Consider the following 16,303-nt stretch of genomic DNA (forward strand, 5'->3'; position numbering starts at 1 on the left):
TGGCGGCTCTGCCGTAATAACGGGATCTTTGGCAGCCTTGTGGGCCGATGGACGCCAGCAGGTTTTGCAGCGGGGCTTGTGGCCGGGCGTTGCCGCTGAAAGGTACCCTCGGTATAAAGATCGCGAATGAGTATTTCTTTATTTATGCCAGACTTACGCAGAATGGTACAGATTTTTTTGGGGTGTTGCGTGGCAGGCTGTGGAGAAAATTGGTTTGACGCCACGTTGAAAGGGGTGGGCATGTGCTTTATCATGCACCATAAATATGCTCCCATCAAAATGGCTGGCAACAAGTTATGCAATCAAACATTATACGGCAGTGAGGCAAGATGAGCACGACACTACAGCCAGGTATGACAGGCACTCTGGAAACCACGGTCACGGAATCCATGCTGGCAAGCAGCGTGGGCAGCGGCAAGGTCGACGTGTTTTCAACCGCCATGATGGTGGCCTGGATGGAAGCGACAGCCGTGGATGTGGCCCAAGCCTGCCTTGAGCAGGGGCAAACTACTGTAGGGACCGGCATAAGCGTGACCCATGTGGCTGCAACACCGCTGGGCATGAAGGTGCGCTTTACCGCAGAGCTGACGGCTGTCTCCGCCAACGGCAAGGGTCTGAGCTTTAAGGTTGCCGCCCACGACGAGGCCGGGCTTATTGGCGAGGGCACGCACGAGCGCGTGGTGGTGAACAGGGAAAAGTTTGAGGCGCGCACCAGGGCCAAGGGGCAGCCCAAGGATTAGCCAACAGGATAAACAGTAGGGGCCAGAAGTCGAATCGTTACGGCGCGGGGGCCATCCTGCCGTTGGCTGTTGTTGTGGGCTTTTGCGTCAAAACGCAGTAATCTGCTAGGGTCTGTGCAATACAAGGAGTTTTTATATGCAGAATCTTACTTTTGTCGGCATATCGGGCAGCCTGCGCAAGGCCTCGCGCAATACCGGGCTTTTGCGCTGCTGCGCTGCGCATCTTCCACAGGGCGTAAGCCTGCGGATTGCAGATATTTCGTCCCTGCCGCTGTATAATGCGGATATGGAAAAACCCGAGGCAGCGCAGCAGCTGATTGATCTGGTCAGCGCTGCGGACGGTTTGGTGCTGGCCTGCCCGGAATACAACTATTCGTTGGCCCCGGCGCTCAAAAATGCGCTGGACTGGCTTTCGCGCGAGCCTGATCTTGCCCCGCTGGCGGGCAAGACGGCCTGCATTGTGGGCGCGGGCGGCGGTATGGGCACTTCGCGCGCGCAGTACCATCTGCGCCAGGTGTGCGTGTATCTGAACCTGCACCTGCTGAACAAGCCCGAGCTGTTCTCCAATGCCTTTACCCCTGCGTTTGCCGACAACGGCGACGTGCAGGACGAGGCCCTTGCCCAACAGGTGGCGGCGCTTATGCAGGCCATGGCCGACTGGACGCTGCGGCTTAAATAACCCGCTCTTGCGGCCCCGTGGCGTTGCCCATCCGCAATGCGCTGCGGGGCTGAAATGTGCAAAAGGAACTTCAATGGCTGGCTGTGCCGCAAAAGACGCCGTAAGCTGCAGGTACCACAACCGGCGTATGGAGCGCATGCTGCCCGGCATGGATCTGTTGCTGGACGCTTATGCTCCGGTTGATTGCGGCATGGCGAGGGCCATTGACCACAGGGGGCAAAAACCCGCTGCGGGGCTGGCGTCGACTATTGCGGCACGCAGTCTATCCCGATAACGCCGCTGGAAATTGAGGGTTTGCGTCTGTTTGTGCAGCAGGAGGCCTTGCCGCATGAATATGCGGCGCTGTCAGCGGCCTGCGCGATGTTTCGTGGCCAAAAGGCCGTGCTTGGAGCTACGTGCCCTATTTTGCGCGGCAGGTGCTGCGCCGTGTAGCCCGTGCGCCCCATGGACTTCGGTATATTGTGTACGGCCAACCCTGCGCCCATGGCGAGAACCGCACCCAAACGCGCCCGCAGGACGTGCTGTGACCGGGGCGGGATTTTTTGCAGGCTGACTTGCGGCATACACTGCCCTGGCACCGCGAGCGGCATTCGTTGCCTGAGCAGGTGTCCACGGCTGAGGCTCAGGCGTTTTTTCGTTCCGCTACAACCATCTTCAGTCCGTGCCTTGGGCAAGGTAGCTTACGCCGCAGGGCGTGGCCGCCAAAGTCAGCGATTTGCCAGGTCAAGCCTGACCAGCGCTCCGTTGTTTATCCCCACAAAAAGCCCCAGAGGCGTGCTGGCGGCCGGGCAGACCGGCACGGCCAGATACTGGCCGGTTTTCCAGGCGTCTGCGGCAAAGGGCAGGTATTCGCCAGCCAGGGCAACGGCAATCTGGGCAGGGTCTTCCGCCAGAGGCGCGGCGACGGACTTGACGGATGGCCGCGCAAGCAGCATCTCTGCTGCCTGCTGCTGTACAAACAGCGGCAACAGCCTGCGCCAGTCAGGCTTGCTGACGCGCAAAACCGCAATGCGTTCAATCCGGGTCATGTCCTGCCCGTGCAGTACCAGCCACAGATTGCTGAAGGTGGCAGAGGCGGAGAGGGCTTCTACGCCAGCGGGCGCGCCGTTGGCGCGCACCAGCCATGCGCCGTCGATGCCATGCGTGCCCAGGTCCTGCGTCAGCGTCAGCGCCAGCGGTTTTTGCGCCGCAAGCTCGGCCCGCGCCGTCAGCGCGCCAACGGCGGCACTGGCGAGGGGTTGGGCGCTGTGCACGCTGCCAAGCCCGAACATCCAGGCCACCCAAAGGTTGGGCCACGTTTCCGGCTGCGCGGGCAGGGCCTCGCCCGTCTGCACAGGAAAAATTTCATCCGGGATACTGCGCTGCACCGCAGGCTGGGGCTGGCTGGGGTCAATGGCCCGCTTGCGTGCTCCGGGACGGTAAATTTCGCCCAGCAGTCCAAAGCGCGGAGAGGTATTTTGTCCTTGCGCGGCCTGTCCAATGGCTTGCAGGGCGTCGTAGCGTTGCTGCAGCTGCAGGCCAAGCTGCAGCATGCTGCCGTTGACCGTGTTGACAGCCGTAGTGCGCCAGTTGGCGCTGCCAGCCAGCAATCCCAGCAGCAGAACAAGCAGGGCAGGCATCAGTGCCTGCCGGGGCAACCGCGCCAGCGCGCGCTCCAGAGCAGGCATGGCTTCAAGTATTCCCCACAGGGCAAAGCCAAAGGCGTAGGCAGAAAAAATGGCCAGCCCGGAGGGCAATTTGCTTGAAGAGCTGACGGTCACGTCGCTTAAGGCGTGCAGCACGGTGATAAGGCCCGAAAGGCCCATGTAGGCCGCTACGGCGAGCGCCGCCAGCAGCAGGCCCGAACGGGCCGCGCCGGCGGAAGGGCGCAACGGAGGCTGCCCCCGCAGGCCTCGCAGTACAAGCACAAGCAGCAGCACCGCCCACGGCCACAGCCCGTCAAAAAACCAGAAGGCCGCATGACGCCATTCGTCAAACGCCGCAGCCAGCTGCCGCAGTTGCGTGGCCGTATCAATATGGCGGGTGGCTCTGCGCATCTGGTTGCCCGGCGCAAGAAACGAAACAAGCAGCGCGCCAAAAATCCATAGCCATACAACGCACATATGGCGAAACCGCATGCGGGCCGTCTGCGCGGCGTCGGGCTCTGTTTCACGGGCGTCAAAGCGGTCGGCAAGGGCCAGCAAAACCGTAACAGTGCTGGCGGTCAGCGCCGCCAAGGCGGAATGCTCAAACACGCCCACGGTCAGCACGCCCACAATGACGGCGTGCCTGCGCGCCGAGCGCGCCTGTGCAGCGGGCGCGGTCCACAGGCGGCACAGCACCCACAGGTACACCAGCGTCATGGCCTGCAAAAGGCCCATGGTCAGGCTGTCTGTAAGAAGGTAGAGGTTGGGCAGACTCTGGTGGCAGGCCAGCACCGTCAGCACGGCCAGCAGGCCGCAAAAGGCGGCAGGCCCGCGCCGCAGCCGCACCACGCGCGCAAGGCCGTACAGCCCCAGGCCGTACAGCGCCGCCACGCCTGCGCACACAAGACCGTAAAGAGGGCGCAGCTCTGCCGCCTTGCCCAGAAATACCGCAAGAAAGTGATAGGTGTAGCGACCACTCCAGGTAAGCCACTCGCGCACGATCTCATACAGCCCGCCGGGCAGGTCAAAGGGAAACATGGCCCTGGTGACCTCGTCAAAGTCGTCCCCGCGCGGAAACAGGAAACAGCAGGCGTAGGCAAAAGGCAGCAGCAGAGCCAGCAGCAGAGCCCACCAACCCCAGCCGGGGGCTGGCAGAATCAGACGGGAGGGAGACGGTAAGGCCGGGGATGCGCCGTCTTGTGACGCGGCAAAATTGGCAGGCTGCGCCATGTGCTGACAGACCTTGTGTTTGCGCGGGAGGCCCCGTGATCCGGAACCCCCCGCGCGTTATCTTTTGCAGAGATGCCGCCCGGTTGGCAGGCGGCGGGCGGTGCTGTCTGACAGGGCCGCCGTTTGAGCTGCACGTTATTTTACGTCGACGATGCGCACTTCGCCCCGCGCTTCGTTGGCCTTTTTGCGGAAGGTCTGGCGGCGGTCCTCGCCGTCGACCTGTCCGGCCAGCCACTCGACCACATGCATGACCGGGCGCTTGTCGTGCATATTGATAAGGCAGCGGCCAATGCCGATCTTGCACGAGGGGCAGCCCACAATGACCGGCGCATCACTGGCTTCTTCAAAGGCGTCGCCAAGGCGTTGCTGCTTGCGCGAGCGCAGCAGGTTGTAAATTTCGGGCGAGGTCATGGCGCCCATGCCAGATTCGCCGCAGCAGCCGGGGTTGAGGGAGATTTTGGCTCCGCTGAAGTCGCCCAGCGCCTTGACGATCTGCTTTTGCCCCTTGATCTTGTGCACGTCGGCCCATTCGCAGTGGCAGGCGCCGTGGTAGACGACCTGCGATCCCTCGGGCAGGGGCCCCCTGAGATCCTTTTTGTCGAGCAGGGGCAGGGTAAGCTGGCCCACGTCGCGCAGGGTAAGCTGGGGAAACTGCGTTTCCATGTGCAGGCGCTCAAGGCCGTCGCGGCACGAGCCGCAGGCCGTGACCAGATGCTTGCAGTCAAAGCCCTGCTTGGCGAGGTTGCGCAGCATGGAGGCCAGATACTGGCGGTTTTGGGCCATGTTGTCTTCAAAGGCCGTATCCATGCCCGCCGCCAGCAGAGGAAAGCCGCAGCACAGATGCCTGGGCGGCACGGCAACGGCAAAGCCCGCCTTGAGCAGCAGCATGACGGATGAAATGCCGATGCGGTCATGAAACAACGCGCCGCCGCAACCGGGGAAGTACAGCACGCAGGGCATGCCCGGCGCGGGTTCGGCAGGTGCAAAGATGGAACCCTTGTGCAGCTTGAGGGCCTCGTACAGGTTGGTATAGCCCATCTTGGGGCCGCGCCCGGAAAACAGCGGGCTTTTCATGCGCCGCTTCCACATTTCGGGTACGAAACCAAGAAACTTGTTTTGCATCTTTTGGCCCAGCGAGGCCATTTTGGCCGCCTTGGGCACACGGTGCTGAATATCGCCCGAGAGCCACTCGAGGGCATGCCCCTTGATGGGGTGGCCGCCCGCGCCCTCGTGCTCCAGCAGGGCGCGCAGGGTAAGGGCCACCTCGCCCGAGGGAATCTTGACCGGGCAGTTGGCCATGCAACGCCCGCAGGCCGTGCAGTGCTCCACAATGTCGCGCAGCGCCTTGTGCAGGCTTTCGTCAATGCGCCCCTTGTTGACCTGGCTGTAGTAGACAGCCTCAAGCAGCATGCCCAGCACCATGTTTTTGTTGCGGGGGTGATACTGCATGGAGCGCTCGGGGTAGCACATGGAGCAGACCTGCTTGCACTTGCCGCAGCGGGTGCAAACCTGAATGGAAGTGAGCAGGCTGATGAGCTTTTCCTTATCGGGCAGGCCGCTCTCGCGGATATCGCGGATGAGCCTGTTGAACGAAAAGGTGAAGGGCCTGACCGGCAGCTCGCGAAACACCAGCTTGGCCGGGTTCATGACGTCGCGGGGGTCAACGCGCTCTTTAAAGGCGCGTAGCGCGTCCATCTTGTCCTTGCCAAAAAAGGCGATCTTGGTGATGCCTATGCCGTGCTCGCCCGAGACCTCGCCGCCCATCTCCTGACATTCGGCCATGATGCGGGCTGCGGTTTCTTCCGCTTCTTCCAGCATATGGGCGTCGTTGGAGTTGACGGGGATGTTCACATGGCAGTTGCCGTCGCCCGCGTGCATGTGGCTGGCCACCACAATGCGGCTGGCGTCCATGTATTCCCTGATCTTGTCGATTTTTTTGGCAAGATGGGGATATTTTTCCTTGAGCTTGGCAAGGAAGTCTTCCGCCCTGGCGGCCAGCTCCATGTCCGAAACTTCGGCGGCTGCCACGTCGCCCGAGGCGGCCTTGGAGGCCTGCGAAAACTCGCGGTTAAAGTCTTTGTCTTCCATGGGAAAGCCCGGCAGGCGTCCCACTTCCTGCAGGGCGTGGCGGTAGGCCGCTGCCGTGCATTCAAGGTTGATCTGCTCAAGGAACAGCGCAAAGTCGGGGATGCGGTCCATGGGGATAACCACGTCCTCGTTCATTTTAAAGCCCGAGGTGCGTTTGGCGATGGCCGAGAGCCTGTGCCGGTCTTCCCAGAAGCGCTCGCCTTCCTTGTCGTCGGCGGCAACGATAATATCCACGTTGTCCTGCTGTTCGACAACGCCCACGATGTCGGCCACGCACTTGTCGAGCAGGTAGGGGTCGTCGCCGTCCACCTGCAGGATGATGACCGAAATGGGCGAGCCCTCGTATTTTTCGGACTTGCGCTTGTATTCGATGGCCTGCACGTACTTGGCGTTAAATTCTTCCATGGCCGAAAGGTGGGCGTAGTCGCCCTCCTGGCGGATGCGGTTGCGCAGGGCCACCAGCTCGCGCACCACCACGGCTGCGGGGTGCATGGAGCGGCCAAAAAATTCAAGCACCATGACGCGGCTGTACTTGGGCTTGGGGTGGATGATAAAACAGGCCTCGGTGATGATGCCGTCCACGCCTTCCTTCTGCATGCCGGGCAGGCCGCCCAGAACCTTGTTGGTCACGTCCTTGCCAAGGCCGGGCAGGCGTATCTCGTCGCCGCGCAGGTGCACCACGTTGCGCACGCCGCCGCTCACGTCCTTGACCACAAAAACGGCGGTTTCGTCGGGCAGAATCTTGTGGCGGGGGTGGTTTTCGCGCTCGACGGTGATTATTTCGCCCGTAGGGGTAACCATGCGCCACCACAGCAGGTTGTCGAGGGTGGTGCCGTATTCGAAGGCGCTGGGGCCGCCTGCGTTTTCAGAGACGTTGCCGCCGATGGTCGAGGCCTGTTTGGAGGCCGGGTCGACGGAAAAAAGCGCGCCCTTGGCGTCCACCGCATTGATGACAGCCTGCGTGATGACCCCCGCCTGACAGGTGACGGTCATGGCTTCAAGGTCGACGGGGCCTATGCGCGTAAGGCGCGTAAGGCTGACAATGACCGTGCGCTTGCGCGCGGGCACAGCGCCGCCGGTCATGCCCGAGCCGCCGCCGCGCGGGATAAGCGCAAACTTCATGTCGTTGGCAAGCTTGACCAGCTCGGCCACCTGCTCGGTATTGTCTGGCTCGACGACCAGCAGCGGCAGTTCCATGCGCAGGTCTGTGGCGTCGGTGGCCGATTCGACCATGGCGGCAGGGTTGGTGAGGATGCACTCATCGGGCAGGATGCGGTGCAGCGCGTCCACCAGTTTGGTGCGAAAGGCCGTCTCGGCCTCGTGGGCCGACCAGAACATGGTAAGGCCTTCGCTGATGGCGGTGGCGTAGTAGTGCGCCAGCGAAACCGATTCCTTGTCAAAGCTCTCGCGCACGCTGGTGCGCACGGTTTCCGCATTGATAAAGGGGTTGTAGGCCACCAGAAAAAGCTCTTCGGCTATGGCGATGGCCAGGCTGCGGACAGATTCGGGCCATTCTGCGAAGTCGTCGATGTTGATACGCAGAATCCTGTTCACCACATAGTCAGGAGAAATGGAGATATGCGGACCCTTGTGGGGCATGACGTTCTACCTCATGAAGCTCTTGCGGCGTTGCCGCCGGTCAAATCCAATGAAGACAGGGCGGGTATGCGCAACCCGTCGCCGTTTGTGCCCCGCATCTTGCCGTAACCCTCACCTGCCATGCGTTGCGCCGCCAATAGCCAACCATGCCGAACCGAAGCCCGTATTTGTGCGGGGTCGGGCGGCATGGTAAATGGGTAACAGCTCGCGCGCTTGTCAGGCCGCAGGCGGCTGGCAATTTTTAAAACCACCGGGTACGCCGATGGTCTCTTGCGCGGGGAAGCCTTTTATCTACGTTCTATATGGGCGGTTGGCAAGTGCGCAGGGCAGGCCCCGCGCCACGATCAGGCCAGTAATACGCGATAACAGGAATAGTAGTCTTTGACATTTGGCGGGCTGTGGATATTCTCTGCCTGACGGCAGGCCCCCTTGGGAGTTTCCGCTTTTATCTACGGAGTTATCTTTGATGTTTATTGTAAAATTACAGCCTATTACGGATGTTTTTGACTGGCTGCATTCTGCCTGGGAGCGGGCCACAACCCAGCGGAGGGTGGCCCTGTGCATCCTGTGGGTATACTTGCTCTCGCTGCTTGGGGTGGAGCTGAACAGGCTGAGCATTTTTCCGCCCTGGTTGGCGGCAATCACGCCGCGCAGCCATTTTTATGCGATCCATCTGGCATTTACGTTGATTCTCGGGCTTGAGGTCATGAGCCTCATCTTGGTGATACCCAGTTCACTTTCGCAATCCATGGGCAAGCAGTTTGAAATTCTCACCCTCATACTGTTGCGCAACGCTTTTAAGGAGCTGGCCCACCTGCCCGAACCCGTGAGCGTGGTCAACGACCTGTTGCCGGTTCTCAACATTGCGGTTTCCGGGGCGGGAGCGCTGGCCGTGTATCTGTGCCTGGGGCTGTACAAGCGTATTGCCAGGCAGCATCTGCACTTTATCGCCTCCGCCGATCTGCGCATGCGCTATGTCATGAGCAAAAAAATGCTGGCGCTGGCCTTGTTCGGCATTTTTCTTTTCACGGGCCTCAGGGATCTTGTCCTTTTTGTGCAAACCGGCGAGGAACATAATTTTTTTGAGACGCTCTACACGGTGCTGATTTTTGCCGATATTGCCATGGTGCTCATAGCGCAGCGGTACATGCCCGCCTTTCATGCGGTGTTTCGCAATTCCGGCTTTGTTATCGGCACATTGCTCATGCGGCTGGCCCTTTCGGCCACGCCGCTGTGGAGCCCGGCCATCGGTATTTTTGCCGCCGTGTTTGTGCTGGCCGTAACCTGGGGAACCAACTATTTTACGCCCCTGCACCAGCAGGGCTACTGCGTGCGCGAGGTCGAATCCACCGACTGAGCCTGCCGGGCTAGCTGAACTAAAGCAGACATTGGGCCGCACCGGCATGGCGCTTTTTACGCCCCGGTGCGGTTTTTTGCGCGCATTGCCAGCTCGTGCGGCGTGCCAGGCGAGTGGCCGCGTATGAATCGGCGAAATGCCCGCCCGCGCGGCGTCGCGCGCAAGCGCAAGCGCTGCTGCGGCCGTGCGTGGTAAAATATATCTGTCTACGCCTGCAGTTTTTTTATGCTGTTTGCGGTTCTGCGCCGGAATTGCCTTGATCAATAAAAACGTCCCGCACTGCAAGGCAGCGCGGGACGTTTTGTCAATCAACCGGCAGAGCAGGCTAGTAGGCGTGCTCGTCCTTGAGGTCGTCGTTGGTGACCGGCGCGGAGAATGTCTTGTACAGCCAGAACTGGTAGGCAAGCACAATGGGAACCATCACCAGGGCCACGCCCAGCATGATCTTGAGGGTCAGCTGGCTCGAAGCGCCGTTGAAGGCGGTGACAGTGGCGGCAGGATCAATGGAAGAAATGATCATGCCGGGGAACATGCCCGCCACGCCAAAGAAGGTAACTCCCAGGATGAACAAGGCGCTGCAGGCCCAGGCCAGCCAGAGCTTGCCCGCGCCAAGCATGACGCGCGCGCCCACAAGGCCGGCCAGAGCCAGCAAAGGCAGAGCAAACAGCACTGGCGAGGCAAAAAAGTTGGCGTAGAGCTTGGTGTAGATGCCCGTAAGCACCAGAAACACCACCAGCAGCAACAGCATGAGGGGCCACAGGAAGGTAGCCGAAGCCACAGCGCGGGTCTGCAGGCTGCCTGTGCTCTTGATGGCCAGCCACAGCGAGCCGTGCAGCAAAAACATGCAGAGAAAGAACACGCCGCCCGCAAGGCCGTAAATGCTCAGCAGGCCAAGCAGGTTGCCGTGGTACACGCCCCTGGCGTCAACAGGAATGCCCATAAACAGGTTGGCAAAGGCAACGCCGAGCAGCACGCAGGGCACAAGGTTGGAGATAAAGTGCACGCAGTCCCACAGGGCGCGCCAGCTGTCGTGCTCGACCTTGTTGCGAAACTCAAAGGAAACAGCCCGGAAAATAAGGGCAAAAAGCAGCAGCAGCAGGGGCGCGTACAGCGCGCTGAACATGACCGCATAGGCCTTGGGAAAAGCCGCAAAGGTCACGCCGCCGGCGGAAATAAGCCACACTTCGTTACCGTCCCAGAAGGGCCCGGCAGCATTGTACATGATGCGGCGCTCAGACTCGTTTTTGCCCAAAAAGGGCAGCAAAGCGCCAAGGCCAAGGTCAAAGCCGTCCAGAACAAAGTACACGGCCCACAACAGCGCCCACAGCACAAACCAGATGGTTTCCAACATGGCTATACCTCCTGGGCGTCGGGGCCCTTGATGGCGTATTTACGCAGCAAGTAAATGTCCAGCAGGCCCAGCAGTGAATACACCACAATAAAACCGCCAAGCGAAATGGCGATATTCTCTGCGGGTACCGGCGATACCGCGTCGGAAGTGCGCATGAGACCGTAGACAATCCAGGGCTGACGGCCAATTTCGGCCACTGCCCAGCCCAGCATGATGGCAATGTAGGGCAGGGGAATGTTCCATACCAACGCCTTGAGCAGCAGCGGGCAGGGTTCGTCCTTTTTGCGCTGCAAAAAGGCGCCAACCGCCAGCAGCACAAATATTCCCGCCATGGCGATCATGCCGCGGAAGCTCAGGAAGGTGGGCATAACCGGGGGTCGGTCTTCCTTGGCAAAGTCTTTGAGGCCCTTCACTTCGGCATCGGCGTTGCCATAGGCAATCCAGCTCAGCATGCCGGGCAGGCCAATGGCCTGCACCTTGTTGCCCTCGTTGGCTTCATCGGGCCAGGCCAGCAGGTAGAAGGGCACGTTGCGCCCCGTTTCCCAGTGCGATTCAAGCGCAGCCAGCTTGGTAGGCTGCACCTGGGCCACGGTTTTGCCCTGCTGGTCGCCAGACAGGCCCAGCAGCAGCACAAGCGCCAGCGTAAACCCAGCGGACATCTTGAACGATGCGCGGAAAAATTCCACGTTGCTCTTGCGCAGCAGGTGCCAGGCCGAAACGCCCAGCACAAAAAAACCGCCAAGCGCCCACGATGCCAGCACTGTGTGGGCGTACATGCCCCAGGCGTAACCGTTGGTCACCACCTGCCAGAAGTTGGCAAGTTCGGCGCGCCCCATGGTTTCATTGATGGTATAACCCACGGGGTTCTGCATAAAGCCGTTGGCAAGGATGATCCAGAGCGCGGAAAGGTTGCCCGCAAAGGCCACAATGTAGATGGACGCGAGGTGCATTTTTTTGCTGACCCGCTTCCAGCCAAAGTGCCAGACGGCAAGAAATGTGGATTCCAGAAAAAAGGCCACCGTGGCTTCAATGGCCAGCAGTGAACCAAAAATATCGCCCACGTACTCCGAGTAGCGCGACCAGTTTGTGCCAAACTGAAATTCCAGCGTGATGCCAGTCACCACGCCCAGGGTAAAGTTGATGAGAAAAAGTTTTCCCCAGAATTTGGCTTGTTTTTTCCAGAATTCGTCACCGGTGCGGACATATCGGGTTTCCATCCATGCAAGAATGATGGAAAGACCGAGCGTGAGCGGCACGAATATGAAATGGAAAAAAACGGCCACAGCGAATTGCAAACGCGAAAGCATTACAGCGTCCATGCAGGCCCTCCTTGAATATCCTTCAGGCGAGATAGCTTTTTTCCCATCAAATGGCAAGTAGTTACGAATATCGTTTTACCTCGCATTCCTTTAATGGCGCGGGTATTATTATTTATCCCCCTTATTTTTGAAATATGATTTCATATTTTTGGGCCAAAATTTTACCGCCGCAGCCAGTCTTTCTGCTGCGTTGCGGCAAAGTCCACGCAAAAAACAGGTGCTTTTTTTACGTGCCTCCCCTTGAAAATTCGGTAAGGGATATTATTTTAAACCATATCGTTTTTCAGGAGGTTTGTCATGGCAGAGGCTGGTAATAATTCCCGCCAATTCCGCGCTGAGGTGCGCAAGGTCCTGCATATCCTCACCAATTCACTCTACACTAATCGCGAAATTTTTTTGCGGGAACTTGTTTCCAACGCATCGGACGCGCTGGATAAATTGCGTTATCGCATGAACCGGGGCGAGAGCCCGAGCTTGCATGATCTTCCGCTCGAAATCAGCATCACCCTGGACAAGGACGCCAAGGTGCTGACCATTGCCGATACAGGCGTTGGCATGACCGCAGACGAGCTGGCCGAAAACCTGGGCACCATCGCCCGGTCCGGTTCGGAACAGTTTTTGGCGGACGTGGCTGCGGACAATGCCGCCAAGGCAACAGACCCAGCAGCCGAAGCCGCACCTGGTGAAGAAGGCGCGGATGCCCGGCCCGCGGATGCAGCCAACATCATCGGACGCTTTGGCGTGGGCTTTTATTCCGTCTTTATGGTGGCCAGCAAGGTCGAGGTTACCTCGCGTCCGGCTTTTGGCGACAACGCCGAAGCCAGCGTGTGGGTGAGCGACGGCCTGGGCACGTTTACCATTGACCCCGCCACTGGCGACGCCCCCAGGCGCGGTACGGTCATCAAGGCCTGGCTCAAGGACGACGCCGCCGAGTTTGCAGAAAAATTCCGCGTGGAATCGGTCATCCGCAAGCACTCGGCCTTTGTGCCCTTTCCCGTGCTGGTGGACGGCGAGCGCGTAAACACCCAACCCGCCCTGTGGCGCGAGCCCAAGTTTTCGGTCACCAAGGAGCAGTACGACTCCTTTTACAAGGCGCTGACGTATGACGCCAAGGATCCGCTGGATACCTTGCATCTTTCGGTGGACGCGCCCGTGCAGTTTAACGCCCTGCTGTTCACGCCCGATTCGGCGCAGGACTTTTTTGGCGCTGACCGTGAATACTGGGGGCTTGATCTCTATGCCCGGCGCGTGCTGATCCAGCACCGCAACAAGGAGCTTGTGCCGGAGTATCTGGCCTTCCTTAAGGGCGTGGTGGACACCGAAGACCTGCCGCTGAACATCTCGCGCGAAACGCTGCAGGAAAACGTGGTGCTGCGCAAGATCAGCCAGGTACTGGTAAAGCAGGCCCTTGGGCATCTTGAAAAGCTGGCTGGCAACGACGCGGAAAAGTACAGCCGCTTCTGGCAGCTGCACGGCAAGGTCTTCAAGCTGGGCTACCACGATTACGCCAACCGCGAGCGCATCTGCGCCCTGTTGCGTTTTAACTCCTCGGCGCTGGCAGACGCAGATGCGCTCACGAGCCTTGACGAGTACATGGCCCGCGCCCCCGAGACGCAAAAGATCATCTGGTACGTGGCCGCGCCCAACCGCGAGGCCGCCCGCCTCAACCCGCACATGGAGCGCTTCCGGCGCAAGGGTGTGGAGGTGCTGTGGCTCTACGAGCCGGTTGACGAATTTGTCATGGACAGCCTTGCCAAGTACAAGGACTGGGAATTCAAGTCGGTGGAAACAGCGGCGGACGACGCCCTGAAGGATTTTGCCGACAAGGAGCAGCCGGAACACGAAGCGGCAGCGCCGCTTTCGGAAGACGATACGGCGAGCTTTGACGCCCTGTTGGCAAAAATGAAAGAGATTCTGGGAGAAAAGGTCACCGACGTGCGTGTGTCGCATCGCCTGGCCGACAGCCCGGCTGTGCTGGTTTCGCCCGACGGGGGCATGTCCTCTTCCATGGAAAAACTGCTCAAGGTCATGCAGAAGGACGACTCCATCCCCGTAAAAGTGCTGGAGGTCAACCGCGACCACCCGCTGCTGCGCAGCATGCTGCGCATCTTTAAGGCCGACGCCGACGACAGGATCCTTGCCGACATGACGGGCTGCCTGTTTGACTCCAGCCTGCTGCTGGACGGTTACCTCAAGGACCCGCAGGCGCTGGCCGCACGCACGGGCAAACTGCTTGAGGAAGCCGCCGCCTGGTATACGGAAGTGCGCAAGATATAGTTGGCGGGGCGCCCCAGCTGGGTGTACCGGCCATGGCCAGAATACAAACGGCCCCTGTGATCGCTCACGGGGGCCGCTTTATTTTTTATCTGTGCAAGCCGGGGGTTAGTACACCACGCTGTACGACATGACCTCGGGCCTGTGGAAGAAAAACTCTACCCGCCGGTTCATGGCGCGGCTTTGTTCGTCAATGCCGGGCTTGAGGGGGCGGGTGTCGCCGTAGCTTACAGCGCGCATGCGCGTGGGCTTGATGCCCTTGTTGGCGAGATAGTGCACCATGGCCGAGGCGCGCGCGCCGGAAAGCTCCCACGCAGAGGCAAAAGGCGGCCTGGCCTCGGACGAATCCGCATGTCCCCGCACCACGAGGTACAGGTTATACTCGTTCATGAGTTTGAGCACCGCTTCGAGCACTTTTGTGCCCTCGGGCAGCAGGTCGATGCTGCCGGGCTTGAACATGACGTCCGAGTTGACGCGCAGCTGCACGCCCACGTCGTCGGCGCTGATGCCCGACGAATTTTGCGGCACGGCGTCAGCCATGAGCATCTGCTTGATTTTTTGCGCGATGGCGTAGTGCGACTTTTCAACCTCGTTGATCTTGAGGTCGCGCGCGTCGATCTTGTCCGTATTCTGGATAAACGGATTGTTGGAAATGGGGGATGTGGAACTGGAATCGAAGTTTCTGTCGCCGCTAAAATAGGCGGCAAGACCCGCCTTGGTATCCGGCGGAACCATGCTGAGGATCCACAGCAGAAGAAAGAAGGCCATCATGGCCGTAACAAAGTCGGCATAGGCCACTTTCCATGCGCCGCCGCCCATAGGCTTTCTCCTTTCTGTAGTATTTTGCGCCGGGCCGTGCTCATACTGCCGGGGCCAGCAAAAGCTGGCCTTCAGCGCCCTTGCCTCCAATCCATATCAGGTTTTTGCGCAAGGGCAAAATATCAGCACGTTCACGCCCCCGCCGGGGGGGCAGCCAGCCCCGCATGGGCCTGTTAGCCGCTCTTGAGGCGTTCTTCCATTTCGGCAAACGAAGGCCGGAAGGGATAGGGTATGGCCCTGCGTCCGTATTCAACGGCGATAAGCGGGGTAGAGCCGCGAATAGCCGCCGCCACGGCTTCCTTGATGGAGTTGAAATAAAAATGTTCTTCAGCCACATAGTTTTCAAGCTTTGCGCCCATGGGGCCAAAGAGGCCATAGCAGGCAAGAATACCAAAAAACGTGCCTACAAGTGCTGCCGCGATGTAGTGGCCCAGAACTTCCGGCGGTTCGTTGATCTTGCCCATGGCAAGCACGACGCCCAGCACGCAGGCCACAATACCCATGCCCGGCAGCGATTCGGCCATGTGCGATACGGCATGCGCCGGCAAGATGCCTTCTTCGCGCATGGTCTCGATATCCACGTCCATAAGGCTGTCAATGTCGGCGGGGTCGCCGGTGGTCAGGTACACGCGCAACGTGTCGCCCACAAAGTTGACCACTGTGGCGTCTTTGGAAATGTTGGGATACTTGCTGAAAATGGGGCTGGATTCGGGCTTTTCCACATCGCTTTCAATACTGATGACGCCTTCGCGGTGCATCTTGGAAAAAAGCGCGTAAAGCAGGGCCAGCGTTTCGAGGTAGTGTCCCTTGCTGGAACCCGGGTCGGCAAAGAGGTGCTTGAGGCTTTTGACAACCAGGCCAAAGGTGTACTTGGTCTGCGAACCAAAAAAAGCCCCAAGACCGCAACCCAGAATGATGATGAACTCGGCGGGCTGAAAAAGAACGCCCCAGTCGCCGTGGGCCATGGTGTAGCCCGTGCCGACAGAAGCCGCAACAATGACCAGTCCTATAAGTAAGTACATACCGCCGCCTGTTCTCTCAATGCTGTCCGTGTCGTTCGGTCACCTGCCAGGGGCGTCGCCGCCCTGAAAAAACGCGTACTAGCCCGATGAACGGGATTTCGTACCCATAAATCACGTGCGCATGTCGTCGCACTGTCAGGCCTTCTTGTATGCTTAACGCCCGCAATGCTAATAGCTTTAGCCCAAGGCGCTGAAAAGGC

General features: G+C 59.7%; 11 protein-coding genes. 5 read left to right on the forward strand and 6 right to left on the reverse strand.

Features of this window, described 5'->3' with window-relative positions:
- Positions 1 to 329: 329 nt before the first annotated feature.
- The 3 genes from DDIC_RS00255 (at position 330) to DDIC_RS00265 (ending at position 1,693) form a co-directional block, all read left to right on the forward strand.
- Positions 330 to 740, forward strand: coding sequence for a thioesterase family protein (locus DDIC_RS00255; protein ID WP_136398583.1), 411 nt, complete (start codon positions 330 to 332; stop codon positions 738 to 740).
- Between the two features lie 136 nt (positions 741 to 876).
- Positions 877 to 1,419, forward strand: a complete 543-nt coding sequence (locus DDIC_RS00260) for an NADPH-dependent FMN reductase (RefSeq protein WP_136398584.1) — start codon at positions 877 to 879, stop codon at positions 1,417 to 1,419.
- A 73-nt stretch (positions 1,420 to 1,492) separates the two neighbouring features.
- Complete coding sequence (locus tag DDIC_RS00265; protein ID WP_136398585.1) at positions 1,493 to 1,693, forward strand: hypothetical protein; 201 nt, start codon at positions 1,493 to 1,495, stop codon at positions 1,691 to 1,693.
- A 433-nt stretch (positions 1,694 to 2,126) separates the two neighbouring features.
- On the opposite strand, the gene DDIC_RS00270 is transcribed toward DDIC_RS00265, so the two are convergent.
- Both DDIC_RS00270 and DDIC_RS00275 read right to left on the reverse strand, forming a co-directional pair.
- Positions 2,127 to 4,274 (reverse strand): hypothetical protein, encoded by a 2,148-nt coding sequence (locus DDIC_RS00270; RefSeq protein WP_136398586.1) that lies wholly within the window; start codon positions 4,272 to 4,274, stop codon positions 2,127 to 2,129.
- Positions 4,275 to 4,409: 135 nt separating this feature from the next.
- On the reverse strand, positions 4,410 to 7,961 hold the full coding sequence (locus DDIC_RS00275; RefSeq protein ID WP_136398587.1) for an FAD-binding and (Fe-S)-binding domain-containing protein: 3,552 nt from the start codon (positions 7,959 to 7,961) through the stop codon (positions 4,410 to 4,412).
- A 466-nt stretch (positions 7,962 to 8,427) separates the two neighbouring features.
- Here DDIC_RS00275 and DDIC_RS00280 point away from each other — a divergent pair, with 466 nt between their 5' ends.
- Positions 8,428 to 9,318 (forward strand): hypothetical protein, encoded by an 891-nt coding sequence (locus DDIC_RS00280; RefSeq protein WP_136398588.1) that lies wholly within the window; start codon positions 8,428 to 8,430, stop codon positions 9,316 to 9,318.
- Between the two features lie 325 nt (positions 9,319 to 9,643).
- Here the strand turns inward: DDIC_RS00280 and cydB are convergent, their stop codons facing one another.
- On the reverse strand, positions 9,644 to 10,669 hold the full coding sequence (gene cydB / locus DDIC_RS00285) for a cytochrome d ubiquinol oxidase subunit II (RefSeq protein ID WP_136398589.1): 1,026 nt from the start codon (positions 10,667 to 10,669) through the stop codon (positions 9,644 to 9,646).
- A gap of 2 nt (positions 10,670 to 10,671) precedes the next feature.
- Complete coding sequence (locus tag DDIC_RS00290) at positions 10,672 to 11,988, reverse strand: cytochrome ubiquinol oxidase subunit I (RefSeq protein ID WP_136398590.1); 1,317 nt, start codon at positions 11,986 to 11,988, stop codon at positions 10,672 to 10,674.
- Between the two features lie 297 nt (positions 11,989 to 12,285).
- Between DDIC_RS00290 and htpG the strand changes: the two genes are divergently transcribed.
- A complete protein-coding gene (gene htpG, locus DDIC_RS00295; RefSeq protein WP_136398591.1) occupies positions 12,286 to 14,265 on the forward strand; it encodes a molecular chaperone HtpG in 1,980 nt (659 codons plus the stop codon).
- A 105-nt stretch (positions 14,266 to 14,370) separates the two neighbouring features.
- Here htpG and DDIC_RS00300 read toward each other — a convergent pair whose 3' ends face one another.
- Both DDIC_RS00300 and motA read right to left on the reverse strand, forming a co-directional pair.
- Positions 14,371 to 15,081 (reverse strand): OmpA/MotB family protein, encoded by a 711-nt coding sequence (locus tag DDIC_RS00300; RefSeq protein WP_136398592.1) that lies wholly within the window; start codon positions 15,079 to 15,081, stop codon positions 14,371 to 14,373.
- A gap of 173 nt (positions 15,082 to 15,254) precedes the next feature.
- A complete protein-coding gene (gene motA / locus DDIC_RS00305; RefSeq protein WP_136398593.1) occupies positions 15,255 to 16,103 on the reverse strand; it encodes a flagellar motor stator protein MotA in 849 nt (282 codons plus the stop codon).
- Positions 16,104 to 16,303: the final 200 nt, after the last annotated feature.

This window comes from Desulfovibrio desulfuricans, assembly GCF_004801255.1.
In the GTDB taxonomy this organism is placed as follows: domain Bacteria; phylum Desulfobacterota; class Desulfovibrionia; order Desulfovibrionales; family Desulfovibrionaceae; genus Desulfovibrio; species Desulfovibrio desulfuricans_C.